Source organism: Plantactinospora soyae (assembly GCF_014874095.1).
Taxonomy (GTDB): Bacteria; Actinomycetota; Actinomycetes; order Mycobacteriales; family Micromonosporaceae; genus Plantactinospora; species Plantactinospora soyae.
Map to the genome: position 1 here is coordinate 4354212 of NZ_JADBEB010000001.1, position 15105 is coordinate 4369316.

The 15105-nt window shown below is 68.7% G+C and carries 10 protein-coding genes; 3 read left to right on the plus strand and 7 right to left on the minus strand.

Going from position 1 to position 15105, the window contains the following annotated elements:
• Positions 1–9: 9 nt before the first annotated feature.
• From H4W31_RS19505 to H4W31_RS19520, 4 genes are all read right to left on the minus strand, one after another.
• On the minus strand, positions 10–345 hold the full coding sequence (locus H4W31_RS19505; protein WP_192767971.1) for a hypothetical protein: 336 nt from the start codon (positions 343–345) through the stop codon (positions 10–12).
• A 321-nt stretch (positions 346–666) separates the two neighbouring features.
• On the minus strand, positions 667–1158 hold the full coding sequence (locus tag H4W31_RS19510) for an SRPBCC family protein (protein WP_192767972.1): 492 nt from the start codon (positions 1156–1158) through the stop codon (positions 667–669).
• 251 nt (positions 1159–1409) lie between these two features.
• Positions 1410–2381 (minus strand): hypothetical protein, encoded by a 972-nt coding sequence (locus H4W31_RS19515; RefSeq protein WP_192767973.1) that lies wholly within the window; start codon positions 2379–2381, stop codon positions 1410–1412.
• A gap of 706 nt (positions 2382–3087) precedes the next feature.
• Positions 3088–3348, minus strand: a complete 261-nt coding sequence (locus H4W31_RS19520) for a hypothetical protein (protein WP_192767974.1) — start codon at positions 3346–3348, stop codon at positions 3088–3090.
• A 128-nt stretch (positions 3349–3476) separates the two neighbouring features.
• On the opposite strand from H4W31_RS19520, the gene H4W31_RS19525 reads away from it, so the two are divergent.
• Positions 3477–4187, plus strand: a complete 711-nt coding sequence (locus H4W31_RS19525; RefSeq protein WP_192767975.1) for a DNA alkylation repair protein — start codon at positions 3477–3479, stop codon at positions 4185–4187.
• Between the two features lie 314 nt (positions 4188–4501).
• On the opposite strand, the gene H4W31_RS19530 is transcribed toward H4W31_RS19525, so the two are convergent.
• Both H4W31_RS19530 and H4W31_RS19535 read right to left on the minus strand, forming a co-directional pair.
• Positions 4502–5179, minus strand: a complete 678-nt coding sequence (locus H4W31_RS19530) for a YoaK family protein (protein WP_192767976.1) — start codon at positions 5177–5179, stop codon at positions 4502–4504.
• 424 nt (positions 5180–5603) lie between these two features.
• Entirely contained in the window at positions 5604–6677 is a 1074-nt protein-coding gene (locus H4W31_RS19535; RefSeq protein ID WP_192767977.1) for an FG-GAP repeat domain-containing protein, read from the minus strand.
• Positions 6678–7120: 443 nt separating this feature from the next.
• On the opposite strand from H4W31_RS19535, the gene H4W31_RS19540 reads away from it, so the two are divergent.
• Both H4W31_RS19540 and H4W31_RS19545 read left to right on the plus strand, forming a co-directional pair.
• Positions 7121–10486 carry a S8 family serine peptidase gene (locus H4W31_RS19540; protein WP_192767978.1) on the plus strand — a complete coding sequence of 1122 codons (3366 nt, stop codon included), beginning with the start codon at positions 7121–7123 and terminating at the stop codon, positions 10484–10486.
• 557 nt (positions 10487–11043) lie between these two features.
• Positions 11044–12099: an SMP-30/gluconolactonase/LRE family protein gene (locus H4W31_RS19545; protein ID WP_318783276.1), complete on the plus strand. Its 1056-nt coding sequence runs from the start codon at positions 11044–11046 to the stop codon at positions 12097–12099.
• A gap of 218 nt (positions 12100–12317) precedes the next feature.
• Here H4W31_RS19545 and H4W31_RS19550 read toward each other — a convergent pair whose 3' ends face one another.
• Positions 12318–14729 (minus strand): MGH1-like glycoside hydrolase domain-containing protein, encoded by a 2412-nt coding sequence (locus tag H4W31_RS19550; protein WP_225945597.1) that lies wholly within the window; start codon positions 14727–14729, stop codon positions 12318–12320.
• Positions 14730–15105: the final 376 nt, after the last annotated feature.

Consider the following 15105-nt stretch of genomic DNA (forward strand, 5'->3'; position numbering starts at 1 on the left):
TCCATCGACCTAGATCGTGCTGTCCCGTTCCTGACGCACTTCACAATTCGCATCGTCAGGGTTGGCGACGTCGACGGCGGGCCGGGTTGACCACGGGGAGGTGGCGTCTTCGGTGCGCTCGATCGCGGCGCTGCACCGGGCGACGGCGTCGGCGAGGTGCGCCGGCGGTTGGCCGGTGGAGTGCAGCGCGGTGACGGCCTGGTTGAGCAGTCCGCCCATCCGGCCGAGCAGGCTGCGGATCCGCATCGGTTGGGCCACCGCCTCGCGGAGTTTCTCGGGGTCGACAGTGCCTTGCAGTTCGGCGCGCGTGACGATGAGGGCGACGCGGGCGGCGTACCCGGCCATGGTTTTCGCCGGTGCGGTCGGCGGCGGCCAGGTCGTCGATTAGTCTGGACTTCACCGATGAGCACTGACACCTGCGCTGCCCGCACTGTCAGGGAGTCGCGATCGGCCTGCTCGCCGTCACTGTCCTGGCCCTGGTCGCGCTGCTCACCGGGTACGCGCCTGAGGTTCAGGCTATCGCTCTGGCGTGGCGACGCGGCTCGCCGCCGGTGTACGTGTCCACACACACATGCCGTGCGACGCCGGCCAGCGCGCCTGGGCCGAGCGGGGCGGGACGACTCCGACCGAGGGAGCGCCCGGATCGCGGCGGATGTTCGCGTCTGGTCAGCGCTTCGCTTCGCGGACGTCTTCTCCCTGTTCGGCGAAGGCCTTGAAGTCCTGCATGTGCTGTTGCGACTGCTTTCGGAAGGCGGCGGGCATGAGGAGCCCAACCAGCCGCGTCAGCAAGCCGCTGAACCGGTACTCGCTTTCGCTCTCCCACAGCGTCGTCTCCGGACCGGCTTGGATCAGGCGCTCACGCACGGCGCTCCACATGCCCTTGCCGACGATTTCGCGGTCGAAATGAACGATGCTCTCGCTCGGGATCCCGTGCAGGTCCACCGGTTCCCGGCGCGTGATGGTCTCTGTGCACTCGATTTTCTGCCGCCCCATCTGCATCACGACTCGCGACGTGGTGCCGACCTGCCCGTGTACCCCACTCAGCGGCTCGTGCAGCACCAGGCCGTGCAGCCACTTCGGCAGGTGTTCCGGGTCGGCGAGCAGCTGGGCCACCCTCTCCCGGGGCAGGGCGATCTCGATCGAGACGGTGTACTTCATGACGGAGCGCTCCAGTTCTCGAGTGAACGGGCGCACACTAACAGCTTCGCCTTATATTAGTCCATGCTAATTCGGCGCTTCGCTGGCCGAGACTTCGCCGAGTGCGTGATCTCCGCGTCCGCATGACGCGTCCCACCGATCCGCTGCACAAGCACGACGCTGCACTGAGTGGCGCTCAACGGCGCATGAGGACCATCTGGGCTCCTCTTGATCGCGCGCCCAACTCAACGAGCTGGAGCATCGCGCTCGGGTCATCGACGTGGCCGGCTGGGTCGACCGCTCCGTGACGCAACTCGGGATCGCACCTCGCGCACTCCTCTGCGGGACCGCCAGCCGGTCAGTCTTGTGACCATCGCGGTCATGCGTGGCCGCCGACTGAGCCATGCGTAGCCGTGCTCGGGCGGCCAGGCATAAGCTGGCCCGTCAGCGCGGACCAACTGAAGCAGTTTAGGTTGCTCGAGATCATCCGCAGCGTGTTCGTAGAGCGCCTGAGCGCGGGGAAGGATGGCGCCGTAGTCGATGAGACGTCCGAGATAGTTCTCAGCCTCGAGTACGCTGACGAGCTCACGTTCCTGGATCGGGTAGCTGGCCGGCAGGATGTTGTTAAGCGACAGAAAGACGGCCGTGCCCTTGCGTCGGGGGTCACCGAGCACCGGCCCAAGCGGGGCGAAGTGGCCCAATGCCAGCCTGGGGTTGGACAGCAGGCAATCGGCGTAGAGCACGCGCAATAGCGCCACGTCCATGAAGAACTTCTCTACCGGAAGTTCGGCCTCCACGAGATGGCGGTGGGCCAGGTACCCGGCGACGATGCTGCTGTTGTGCGCCCGGTACCACGTCCTTGGTGTAGGCGTCCGGAGGAATGCCATCCAGCGCTCAACCGGCGCGCTGCCAGCCGTCAGCTGCCCAGAGCGCAGCCGAAGGTTGGCTTCGAAAGCGTCGCGGAGAAGGCCTTCGTTGACCGCGCGCCACCATGGGCTACCGCCGCCTTGACCGTCGGCGTCGACCGGGTTCAGCACCCCACGTTGGATCTGCCAGCGCATGAACGCGATCTCGGCCCGCCGATACGGCCTGATTGTCGGACCCCCGCTGTTGCTGTCGTAGAACTGCGCCGCGAGCCGCAGCCGCGCTGCGGGGTCGTTTCGCACAGCGCCAACGAGTTCGGCTGCTTTCGCCGCCTCGGGATCCGCCATCGCGCTGGCATCACCTTGCTCTCGAGTGCTCACCCTAGCTTTCTACATGAGTAGGTAGCAGATTGGCGGATGCACAATCGACGGTCCGCGCACGATCTTGAGCTTCCGCCGCCTTCCCTGAGCCGGATGGATGACCCAGAGCCCGCGCCACGGCGTCGGAAAGGCCATGTGGAGCGGCGTGGGTGGCGCGGTAGGCGATCACGTGGTCGAGTCGGACCAGCACAGGGCACCGTCCCGCCGATGCCGCAGTGATCGCTCCGATGAGGGAGGAGCGCTACGTCGAGGAAGTGCTGACGGCGACCGCGGCCGGACTACCGCTCTACAGTTCGATGGGCTTCCGTACGCTCGGCCCGACAATCTGGTGGCGTTGACAATCCGAGACGAAACCAGGCACCTCCGGACTGAGCGACGAGGTCCACGCCTCTGTGGCTGGTCACCGACCGGAGTGAGCACAGGAGAAGAGCCAGTAGGCACCACCACCACCGCAACCAGCCGAAGCAATCCGGCTCCAACTGGACCAGCCGTTTCCGGTGGGCAGCCCCGCTGTCGCCTATCGACTGCCTGGCTTACGACCGCAAGCGGATGGCGTAGTTTCTTCGAGTTCGACCGGCCAGTTGGAGATGCACAGCCCGGCCGCCGAGCGACGCTGTGCTGCCGCGCCGCCGATCCGCTACGGCGACCGCCTGGTCGGCAAGCTCGACGCCACCTCCGGCTGAACGGCGGGGTTCGCCGTCGGCCGCTAGGCGGGTCTCAAGGGCCGATCATTGAGAACCCGCAGGGTTTGGACCGCCTGCTCGCTGCCGGCCGGCCGGGCGACGTACACCGAGACGAGCCGGACCCGGTCGGCGGCGGAGCGTCGTACCGTGGGCTCCCGGTCGTGCGCGAAGCCGGCGGTGTCGCGCAGCCGGTCGCCGAGGTCGGCCAAGGCCCGGTCGACCTCGGCGCCCCGACCTGGACCGGTGTGGACCGCGACGGTGGATCGCCGCCGTCGCCACGTCATCGATCTGTTCGAGCCCGACCTCGGGTCCACACCGGGACTGCCGGTCAATCGCTGACGTCGCGATCACCTCGGGAGATCCGAAAGCTGGGCAACGTGCCGCATTGGCGGTCGCGGTACATTGCACAGTCATGGCCACGACCGCGGACGTCCGCCACGAACTCGCCAGCCTCGCCGACCCGCGCCGGGCGGAGGGAGTGAGCCGGTATTTGCAGATCATTCCCGGCGGGTATGGCGAGGGCGACCGGACCATCGGCGTCTCCGTTCCGGAACAGCGCAGGGTGGCCGGCCGGTACTGGCGCGACCTCTCCATAGCCGAAACGGCGACGCTGCTGAAGAGCGGCGTGCACGAGGAGAGGCTGACGTCGCTCTTCATCCTGGTGCGAAAGTTCAACAAGGGGGACGAGGAGGAACGGGGCAGGATCTTCAGCATCGTCCTCGCCAACACCGGCCGCATCAACAACTGGGACCTGGTGGATTCGTCCGCGCCGTACATCGTCGGCCCCTGGCTGCTCGACAAGGACCGGAGCGTACTGGATCGGTTGGCCGAGTCGAGCCTGGTGTGGGATCGGCGGATCGCCATCATGGCAACTTTCGCCTTCATCAAAGCAGGCGACTTCCATTGGACCTTCCGGCTCAGTGAACGGCTCCTGCGCGACCCACACGACCTCGTCCACAAGGCGGTGGGTTGGATGCTGCGCGAGGCGGGCAACCGTGACAGAGCGGCGGCGGAGGAGTTCCTGGCGCGACGTTACCGGGTCATGCCACGGGTCATGCTGCGGTACGCGATCGAAAAGTTCGAACCGCAGCGACGTAAGGAGTACCTGTCCGGCGTGGTCTAGATGATCGATGCTCGCCGGATGGTGGGCATCTCTTTGATAAGACTCGCCTTTGGGTGCGAGTCGGAGCCCACGATGCACTATCTTCGGCAGTTCCGGATGTCAACCGACACCGGAGGTCGGCGACGGAACATGAAGGCTCCAGTTAGTGGTGGCGCGCACGGACGGCAGCAAATGAATACACACCTGATCAAGTGGTTCTGGCGACCGTGCCGCACCTGATCGGCGGCAGAAGTTGACCGCCGCGCAATGAGCGGCGGGCCGGCAGGCTACGACGTCGTCGCCGGCCAGGACCCAGCCCGCAGCGGCGCCGCCGGTCAGCGCCAGTCGTCCGAGCGGGGACGAGCGGCGGCCACCCCGGCGCCGATCCCGTACCCGACCAGCAGCAGCGCGGCCAGCCACAGCGGCGCGGGCAGGGCCAGCCAGCGCAGCAGGGCGGCGCCCACGATCGCACCGCAGAGCAACGCAAGCACGGACAGCAGCGGCCGTGCCGGCAGCGGCGCGTGGCCGGCGTCCACTACCAGGCCGGTGATGGTCCGGGTCAGCACGGTGGTGGGCAGGCCGGGCACGCCGAGGCGACGGACCACCCCGTTCTGCCCGCCCATTGCCAGCCCGAGCAGCCCGAGCAGTGCCAACTGGGTGGCGAGGTTCGGTATCCCGACGACGCTGACCACGATCGCGGCGACGATGACAAGTCCGGCCTGTACTCCGGTAGCGATCGCCAGCAGGCGGCCGCGGTGCAGCGTCCGGTCGGCCGCCCACCGTCCGCCGACCCGGGCGCCCAGCACGAAGGCCACCAACGCCAGCAGACTCGCCTCGATCGAAACCCCGCCAGTCCCGGCGATGGCGAAGCCGAGAAACACCACGTTGCCCGTCATGTTGGACACGAACACGCGGCCCAGGCTCAATAAGCTGAACGCGTCCACCAGGCCGGATACCACGGTCAGACCGACCAGCAGCCCAGGCAGGGGCCCCTGCGGACGCCGCTCGGTCACCGCCTCAGTTTAATGCAGCTACCGGCCCGGCCGGGCCGTGATGCGTACGCTCCGCCGCCGACGGCAGGGCGTCAGACCAATCGTCCCGGCCGCTGGGTGTCGGCCGCTCGCCGGAGACGTCCGGGACCGCCCAGTCGTATTCGATCGTGGTGTCGGGACAGGCGACCCGCACCCGTCGGCCATGCGTTGGCGGCTGACCGCGATACAAACCCGGGGCCGGGGGCTGCCGCTGTGAACCGTAAGTACATATCCGCGTGGGGTAGAGGCTGATCTTCCTGGGGGGCGCGAGTAGCACGGCGGCCCGTGTGCATCCGACACGCTTCGAGCGGTCATGTGTTGCGCTGGCCACTGACTGACTCCAGGAGCTGACTCCATGGGGCGGCGGGCGACGGCGGTAGCTCCGATGCCGCCCGCGCCCGCGTCGCTAGTCCTTCATCTTCACGGTCACGGTGCCGGTGTCGGTAAGGCCGTCCTGGGCGAGCCGGTAGACGAAGCTGTCTTGCAGCTTATGGGCTGCGGTGCGCTGGTAGACCACCTCGTATCGGGAGTCGTGGCTGGTGAGGAAGCCATATTTGGGTGGAACGACGATGTTCAGGATGGCGCTGGGACTGGCGACGTCGTTGTCCCGTACCTTGATCACCTTGGCAGTGGTCCGGTACGCGTGTGCGAGGTCGTCGTTGGCGATCGGCCCGGTGCCAAAGGTGCGGTTACCACGGTTCAGGAAGAGGCCTTCGCTGGTCTGGACGTCGGGCCGGCCGTCGGCGTTGGCGTCGACCACCTCGGCGGTCCAGCCGCCGTCGTCACCCTGGTGCAACCACGCCTTGGTTCCGTCGTCGAAGATCACCACTACTCCCATGGAGGGTTCGGTTGTGGCGGTGTGGAAGGCGACCAGGGCGTCCATTGCGCCGTTGCCGTCGAAGTCCGCCACCTGGTGGTCGTTGATCTCGCCCTGGTCCTGCTGGATCGGTCCGTACGAAAGTTGGCCGGCCGCCGTGTTCAGGTAGGTGACGAATCCGGCGCCCTGGTTGGTCCACCAGAAGACGTCGGTGCGGCGGTCGCCGTTGAAGTCGGCCGTTCCGATCTCGTTGAGCTGGATCTCGGACGACTCGAGCACTTCAGGGACGAAGTTGCGCAGGACGAAGATCGAGCCTTGTGCGCCGACCGGGCCGCCGTGGAACGAGCCGACGATCAGTTCGGTACTACCGTTGCCGCCGAGGTCGACCGCCACGCCCATGTCCGGGCAGTGTGAGACTGGTACTTGGGCGCCCGGCGGCAGGTAGGGGTGCTCCTCGACCGCGCCGGTGCCGCCCCACTGGACGCTGATGGCGCACTGCTGGTGGTCGCTGGAACTGCCCGGATGGATGAGGTCCAGTCTCCGGTCCCCGTTCAGGTCAGCCCAAATCGAGTCGTTGAGTCCACCGGCCCGGACCGGTACGACGAATGTCAGCGATCCGAGTAATACCGCGCTGACAAGGACTGCGAATCGTCTCTTCCACATAGGAAGTCCCTTCGTGGCGTCAATAACGCCGGGGTTCGGGTTCGAATCGCACTGGAGCCTATGGTCACGCAAAGCATCTGCGTTGTCGCTGATAGTGTTCCGACAGCTACTCTCGGCCTGACAGCGAAGGGGACTGGCTGACCGGCTGGAACTCGCGCGATATCCGCCGCTGGGGTCTGGACGAGCTGGCTCTCGCGCTGGCCATTGCGGCAGCTGCACCGCTTGCCGGCGCCACCGGTACCAGTCGTCTCGTGGGCCGGGGCCGGCTGGCCGGCAGCGGAGGCGTGCCGTGGGGTGGCCGGCTCGAGGACCTGGTAGCTGCCTGCGGCTCGTACGGTGCCTGCGAGCGCGGTCCGAGAGGAATCAGCGCGGGACGTTGAAGATTTCCTACGTCATGTCCCCTAGTATCGAAGCATTCTTACATCTCGTTACGGGGAGGACGCATGGGTCCTGGAAGAAGGCTGGCCGCCTGGCTTTCCGCCACCGGTCTCGGTGCCGCGTTGCTGGTGGCTCCGCAGGCCGGCGCGCAGGCAGCGCCGGCGCCGGCGGGCGGGGCGGTGGCACCCGCGAGTCGTACCGTGACGTTGATCAGCGGCGATCGGGTGCTGCTGACCGACGACGGGCGGACCAGCGTCGAGCGGCAGCCGGGACGCGAGCACGTGCGGTTCGTGTCGTACCGCGACGACGCCCGGCACCTGCACGTGATTCCGTCGGACGCGCTGCCGCTGCTGCGGGCCGGGCTGCTGGACGCCCGGCTCTTCGACGTCACCGCCCTGCGCGACTTCGGGTACCACGACGGCCGGGCCGACCTGCCGTTGATCGTCACGTACCGGGGGGAAGCCGCGCGGGTGTCGGCCCGCTCGGCCGTGGCGGGCGCGACCGTGAGCCGGGACCTGCCGGCGATGGACGCGCTCGCGGTCCGCGCGCCGAAGTCGAACACCGGACTGCTCTGGCGGAGTCTCACGGCTGACGGCACTGCGACCCGGAGCCTGAGCGGCGGCATCGGTAAGGTCTGGCTGGACGGGCTGCGCAGGCCGACGCTCGAGGTCAGCGTGCCGCAGATCGGCGCGCCCGCAGCCTGGCAGGCCGGATACGACGGCACCGGCGTACGCGTGGCGGTGCTGGACACCGGCATCGACGCCACCCACCCGGACCTGGCCGGCAAGGTGATCGCCACGCGGAACTTCACCGAGGGCGAGGAGGACGACCGGGACCTGGTCGGCCACGGTACCCACGTGGCCTCCACCATCGTCGGCAGCGGGGCGGCGTCGCAGGGCCGGTACCGGGGCGTCGCGCCCGGCGCCCGGGTGCTCGACGGCAAGGTGTGCGTGGACGGCGGCTGCGCCGACTCGTGGATCCTCGCGGGCATGGAGTGGGCCGCCGCCGAGCAGCACGCCTCGATCGTCAACATGAGCCTCGGCGGTCCCGACACACCGGGCACGGACCCTGTGGAGGAGGCGGTCCAACGCCTCAGCGACCAGTACGGCACCCTCTTCGTCGTCGCCTCCGGCAACGACGGCGGCGAAGCGGCGGTCGGCTCCCCGGCGAGCGCGGACGCGGCCCTGGCCGTGGCCGCGGTGGACGCCGACGACCGGTTGGCCGATTTCTCGAACCGGGGCCCGCGCGGCGATGACGGGGCGCTCAAGCCGGACATCTCCGCTCCCGGCGTCGACATCACGGCGGCCAACAGCAAGGACGGGCGGCTTGGCGAACCGGGGGAGGCCTACACGACCGTCTCCGGTACGTCGATGGCCACCCCGCACGTGGCCGGAGCGGCGGCGCTGCTCGCCCAGCGTCACCCGGACTGGTCCGGGGCCTCGCTCAAGTCCACGCTGATGGGATCGACCAAGCCCACCAGCCCCATCGACCTGCTCGGCCAGGGCGCGGGCCGGGTCGACGTGGCTGCGGCGATCGGCCGGAGCGTCACCACCGCCCCGGCCAGCGTCAGCCTTCCCCTCCAGGAGTGGCCGCACGGCGACGACCCGCTGCTGACCAGGACCGTCACCTATCACAACCACGGCGACGCCGACGTGACGCTGGCCCTGGCGTGGCAGGCGATCGGTCCGGACGGTAGCCCGGCACCGGCCGGCATGTTCAGCCTGGACCGGCAGACCGTCACCGTGCCTGCCGGTGGCGACGCGACGGTCCGGCTCAACGCCGACACCAGGATCTCCTCGCCGGTCGGCCGCTTCGGCGGGTACCTGACCGCGTCCGGCGGCGGGCTGGTGGTACGGACCCCGTTCGGGGTGGAGAAGGAGTCCGAGCGGTACCCGCTCACCCTGGTCCTGACCACGCGGTCCGGCGCGCCGGCGACGGACTACAGCGCCATCGCCTTCCGGCTCGACACGTTCGACTCATTTCCTGCGAACGACACCGGCGGCACGGACGGCACCCTGGAGTTCCGACTGCCCCGGGGACGCTACGCGATCTTCTCGGCCATCTTCGAGGGTCAGGACGAGCAGCTCACCTCCACCCTGCTCGCCCAGCCGCAGCTCGACCTGACCGGCGCGCAGACCGTGGCCCTGGACGCCCGGCTGGCGAAGCCCGTGAATGTCACCGTGACCAACCCGGCCGCCCGGGGCGTCTGGGGTGAGTTCAGCGCCCGGACCAGGGCGGCCGACCTGCCGGGCATCTCACTGGAGATGAACATGGGGAGCCTCGACGGCTTCGACCGGGCCTACACCGGCCAGATCGGCCCGGACCAGGCCGTGGACGGGTTCTCCACAAAGATCAACGGCGTGTTGGCCCTGCCCGGACCCGACGGCAGCCTCGACGGCAGCCCGTTCGCCTACCACCTCGCCTGGTTCCGTGAGGGGCGGATGTTCAACGGGCTCGACCGCCGGCTGAGCCCGTCGTCTCTCGCCACGGTCCGCGAGAACTACGCCGCGCAGGGCACGGGCACCACCGGCGCGACAACGGCGTACGCGAGGGCGCGCGGTCTGTCCGGCAACTTCACCACGACGGTCCTGCCGTTCACCCTGCCGTTCACCCGCACCGAGTACTTCAACACCGACGGTGAGGTCCAGTGGACCAAGTTGTTCCAGGAACGGGTGCCCAGGCCCGGCCAGCCGGCCAACATCCAGACCACGGCGGAGCAGCCCGACGTCGCGTACCGGGCCGGCCAGAGCTACGACGAGCGGTGGAACCGGGGCGTCTTCGGGCCCTCCCTCGCCGGTCCGGGTAGCTCGCCCGAGTGGGTGAGCCGGCAGGGTGACACCATCCTGGCGGCGCCGCCGATCTTCACCGAGGGCTCGGGACGGCGGGTCTCCGGCCGCGTGTCGAACCCGCACATCGCCCTCTACCGGGACGGGAAGCTGCTCGCCGAGGCCGCCGCGCTGCGCGGGGAGTTCACCGTGCCGGCCGGCGACGCGGGCTACCGGCTGCAGATCGACGCCCAGCGGGCCGCACCGCTCACCCTCACCACCCGGGCGAGCGTGGCGTGGACGTTCCGCTCGGCACACGTCGACAGCGACCAGCCGCTCCGGCTGCCGCTGTCGGTAGTGCGCTTCACGCCCGCGCTCGACGAGCGCAACAGCGCCCCGGCTGGCCTGACGTACCGGGTGCCGGTCACCGTCGAGACCCAGCCCGGCTCGGCGGCGGGAACTCTTCTGCGTCCGACGGTCGAGGCGTCGTTCGACGACGGCCAGACGTGGCGACCGGTGCCGGTGCTCGGTGAGCAGGGCGGTTGGTACGTGAGGGTCCCGCACCCCGCGGCCGACGGATACGTCTCGCTGCGGGCCAGGGCGACCGACACCGCCGGTAACACGGTGGACCAGACCATCATCCGCGCCTACCGGATCGGGGGATAAGCCGACGGGTACGGCCCGACGGCGGCCGACTGGCAGCCGTCGGGCCCGTACCGCGGACGAGTTCGCGGGCCGACCGGTGAACCGAGCCTCGCCCACCCAAGAGCGACAGCGTCGGCCTGAGCCTGTACGCGGTACTCCGCGACCTGCAACACCTACTCATCCGCCCGGTCGGCGCAGGCCCAGCCCGCACACCCAGATGAGGAAGCACTACCAGTTGGTTGGCTGAGTCGATACCTCCTGTCGGATCGCGCGACGCTCGACGATCCGGCGCCATGCCGATGCCTCTGGACGGCAGGGCCGTCCGCAGCGGCCCTCCCGTGACGTCGTGATATAAATAGACGTCGATTGATGGGGAACGCGGGGAGCTGCCCTGCATCCGCGTCGATGGATCCGATCGGGCGTGCGAACGCTCGTACTGACCGGCGTTGGTCCGGCGCCTCGATCACCACGCCCACGATGGCGACCAGCTACGCCGCGACCTAGCGGCCGGACGGTGGAGTCCGCGCTGAGCCGCCCCGCAGCTGAGCAGGTCCACCCACTCCTGATTGGAATCGACGGTGCCCCGACGATCCGCCCCCGCCGCCCTGGCCGGCACCTTGACGCTGCTGACCGCCCTGACCATCAGCACCACGATCGCCGGTGACCCGGCGGATGCCGGTGACACCGTGCGCGCCGGCGGCCCGACGGCCACCGGAGTCCCCGCCGGCAGGGCCGGCCCTTGTACGCCGGACGCCTCCTACCCTCCACCGCTGCCCGCCACCAGCGTGGCCGCCACCAGGATCAGCGGCAACTTCAGCTTCCTGGAGGGACCGGTCTGGCTCGCCCAGTCGGGTCAACTGCTCCTTTCCGATATGCGCGGCGGTACGGGCCCGGAGAACGTGCAGCCCTCGACGATTCGCCGGTTCACCCCACCGAACACGTTCGATGTGTTCCGCGAGAACGCCGGCAGCAACGGGCTGGCCGTGACCGCAGACGGCACCCGGCTGCTCGCCGCCACCCACGACCAGCGCAGCGTGTCGTCGTACCAGCTCTTCGACGGAAGCCGGAGCTCCCTGGCGAGCGGTTTCCAGGGGCGGCGCTTCAACTCCCCGAACGACCTCACCATCCGCTCCGACGGCACCGTCTACGTCACCGACCCGAACTTCCAACGCGGCAACCGACCGGACGAACTGGGCGGGATGACCGGGGTCTTCCGGGTGAGCGGGGGTGAGGTGTTCCTCGTCGACGGCACCGTGTCCCAACCCAACGGGGTTGTGCTGTCGCCGGACGAGACGACCCTCTACGTGGGTGGCAACGCCGACAACACCATCTACCGGTACGACCTCCTACCGGACGGCAGCACCAGTGGGCGCACCGTGTTCGCGAACATCGCCGGCCCGGACGGCGCGACGGTGGACTGCGCCGGCAACATCTACTGGGCCTCCCACACCGACGGGCGAATCCACGTTTTCGCGCCCAGCGGCGAAAAGCTGGGCACGATCTCCGCGGGCCGGAACAGCACCAACGCCGCTTTTGGTGGCCCCGACGGCCGAACCCTCTTCATCACCTCCGGCACCTGGGGCAACTTCGGTCTGTACCAGGTCGGACTCAACGTGCCGGGCTCGCCGTACTGACGGGCGGGGGCGGCTCAACCAGCCATTCGCAGATCACGGGCTGGGACGCGGGCACCGGCGGGCCGGGTTGCGATCCCTCATGACCTGCTGTGGCGACGGGCGTCGACAGGAACTCCAGGACCCCGGCGATGAGGCAACGTCCTCATCGCCGGGGTCTGCGAGCCAGCCGCATGCGTACCCGGACGCCCGGTCAGCGGTGGGGTTGGGCGGTGGCACCGTTAGCCAAGCTCGACGCCGACCTTGCGGAACATACTGATCATCTGGGTGCTGGTCTGCCTCACCTGGGACGGTGACTGGAGTCCCGCGTACGCCTGGTTGTAGGTGATCGTGGCGCTGCCGCTCGGGAAGGTGACCGCCCCGGTGTTCGGATTCCAGACGAACCGCACCAGCCGGTCGACCGTAGCCACCCGGGTCCCGTTCATGAAGATCGAGTAGCCCTGCGGGATGCCCGCGTACCTCACCACGCCGTCGGCCGGGTCGTCCCAGACGATGCTCAGGTCGGCGTTGCGGTAGCGCAGGTTGTTGACCGCGAAGTTGGGCCAGCCGATGTTGATGGGGCTGAGCTCGACCTGGTTGTCGTTGCGCGGCCGCAGGCCCGCTACGTCCTCGATCACGGTGAAGTTGCTGCTGCCCAGAATGTTGTGGTGGATCCAGGAGCGGTACTGGATGGTCCTCGACGAGGCGTTCCAGTCGGCCCAGAACTCGTTGGCGTCCGGCCACTGGGTGTTGCCGCCGACGTACTGCGCCCAGGTGTTCCAGTAGAGGAGCTTCTTGTAGTCCTCGGCGCTCATCCACTGGTTGGGGTAGTTGCGGAGCACCGAGGAGTACAGCCGGAACTGCACCGTCGAGTTGATCGTGGAGAAGTTGTTGGAGCCAGGCTGGCCGGCCGCCGCGGCCGCCGCCTTGTCCCGCTGGTTGGCGGTGAAGAACGGGAAGATCGGATATTCGGCCGGGTCGGCGAACAGGCGCAGGGCCTGCCGGTACTCGTCGGTGTTCGGCATCGCGCCCACCGAGTACGGGTAATAGTTGTTGATCTCCTTCCACGGCACCAGTGCGTTGGTCGCCACGTGCCGGTGCTTGATCAGTTTGTTGGTCGAGTCCCACAGGACCGTGGAGAGGGCGGTTCTGATGCGGTCGGCGATCGCCTGCATCTCGGCGGCCTTGGCGGTGTTGCCGACCGCGGCGTAGGCCTGGCTGGCGGCAAGGGCGCCACTGTAGACGTACGCGGACTCGGCGCGGTCCAGGTTGCCGGAGCGCCAGTGGAACGACACGGCGTCGGCGTCGTTTCCGGTGAGCGCGCCCCAGTTGTACTCGATCAGGCCGTTGTTGTCGCGATCGTAGTAGGAGAGCTGGCCCTTGACGTCACCCTCGGCGTACCTCGCCAGGGTGTTGGCCACGGCCGGCTGCCCGCCGTGGATCTGGTAGCTGCGCCAGGCCGCCTCGGCGATGTACTGGGTGTAGCTGTTCGACCAGTTCTCCGGATCGCCCGGGTTGTCGACGAAACGACCGCCGTTGGAGACCTTCCCGACCGACAGCCAGTCCCCGTACGACCATGCGGGGTTGCGTAGGTACTTCAGGTCGTCGATGTGCATCGGCTGGGTGAGCACGATGGCGTTGTTGTAGCCCAGCGCACCCTCGACCGAGATCGGGAATTCGAAAGCCCTGGGCATGTTGGCGTCCAGGTGGTTGAAGCGCATCAGCCACCAGCGGTAGTAGATCTCCTTCTTGATGGCCGGCTCGGGGACGTCGATGTACGGCAGGTTCTGCGCCCACCAGAGGTTGTACGCCCGCACGTGGGTGGCGAACGCGTCCTGCGCGCTGGCGTTGCGGAAGGCGTTGTAGTCGCTGAGCGACTCGGGGATCTCGTTGGCCACGAAGCCCAGCTGCACCTTGACCGTGACGGTGGCGCCGGCCGCGACGGGCACGCTGCGGGTCAGCGCGCCGCCGGTGGCCGTGAAACCGTCACCGGACAGCCGGGGGTACAGCGTGGTGAGGTTGTTCTTCACGGCACGCTGGCCGGTCAGCTCGCTGCCGTTCACCGTGGTGGCGTACGGCGAGGTCACCCGCAGCGCCACGGTCTGCGACGAGCTGCCGGTGTTGGTGATCGCCAGGTTGTCCACCGCCACGTTGTTGTGGGTGATGAACTTGGTCTGCATCATCCGCAGCGAGCCATTGGTGTGCGTGCTCCTCCAGTGGCTCGGCGCCTGCCAGCGCTGCGCCACCTGCTCGGTCCAGCTGCCGCTGCCGGCCGTGACGGTGAACGCGGGCTGGTCGCTGATGCTTTCCCAGTACGCGACCTGGCCGCCGAAGCCGAGCACCGACGGGGTGTGCGTCTTCATGAAGACGGCGCGGCCACGGGTCATCAGCCAGGTGCCCGCCGGGTCGTTGCCGGGGCGGGCGAGCAGCCGGTCCATCCAGAAGTCGGTGCCGCCGGCCTCCGCGTCGTAGCTGGCCTGCATGGTGTTGCCGGTGGTCATCGCCACCGGTGGAGCCGGGATGGCGGAACCGGTGAACGTCGGGTAGCCGATGGTCTGGGCAGCCATGGCCGGTTCGGCCGCCAGGACGGTGGCGCCCGAGCCGGTGAGGACGGTTGTCAGCGCGAATGCCAGCCAGCGGGGACGGTGCGGCATCGCGACCTCCTTCTGCAGAAGGTGGGTAGCCAGACCCGCATCGTGGACGGGCCACGATGGGCCCGCGGTGGTACAGGGGGTGACGTGATGACGGGTCGGCTGCTCGCGGAAATGGGGGTGTGGTGCTCAGTACGGCCGGTCGGAGTCGCCAAGACGGACCCGGTGGCCCTCTTCCTGTTCTGATCGCTTTGCGCACCACGAGCGAGCCCGTTGACCGTGACACAGCCGCACAGGGGCGTACGCGCGTGGCCTGAAGGTCCAGTGGGTGCTGCGGCGCAGATCCAGGACGCAGCCGGTGCAGACCGGGCGGGTCACGCCCGCGCGGTCGCTGTCCGCCGCCGGCAGGCGGCGACTTGCTACCAGCTGCGATCACTTC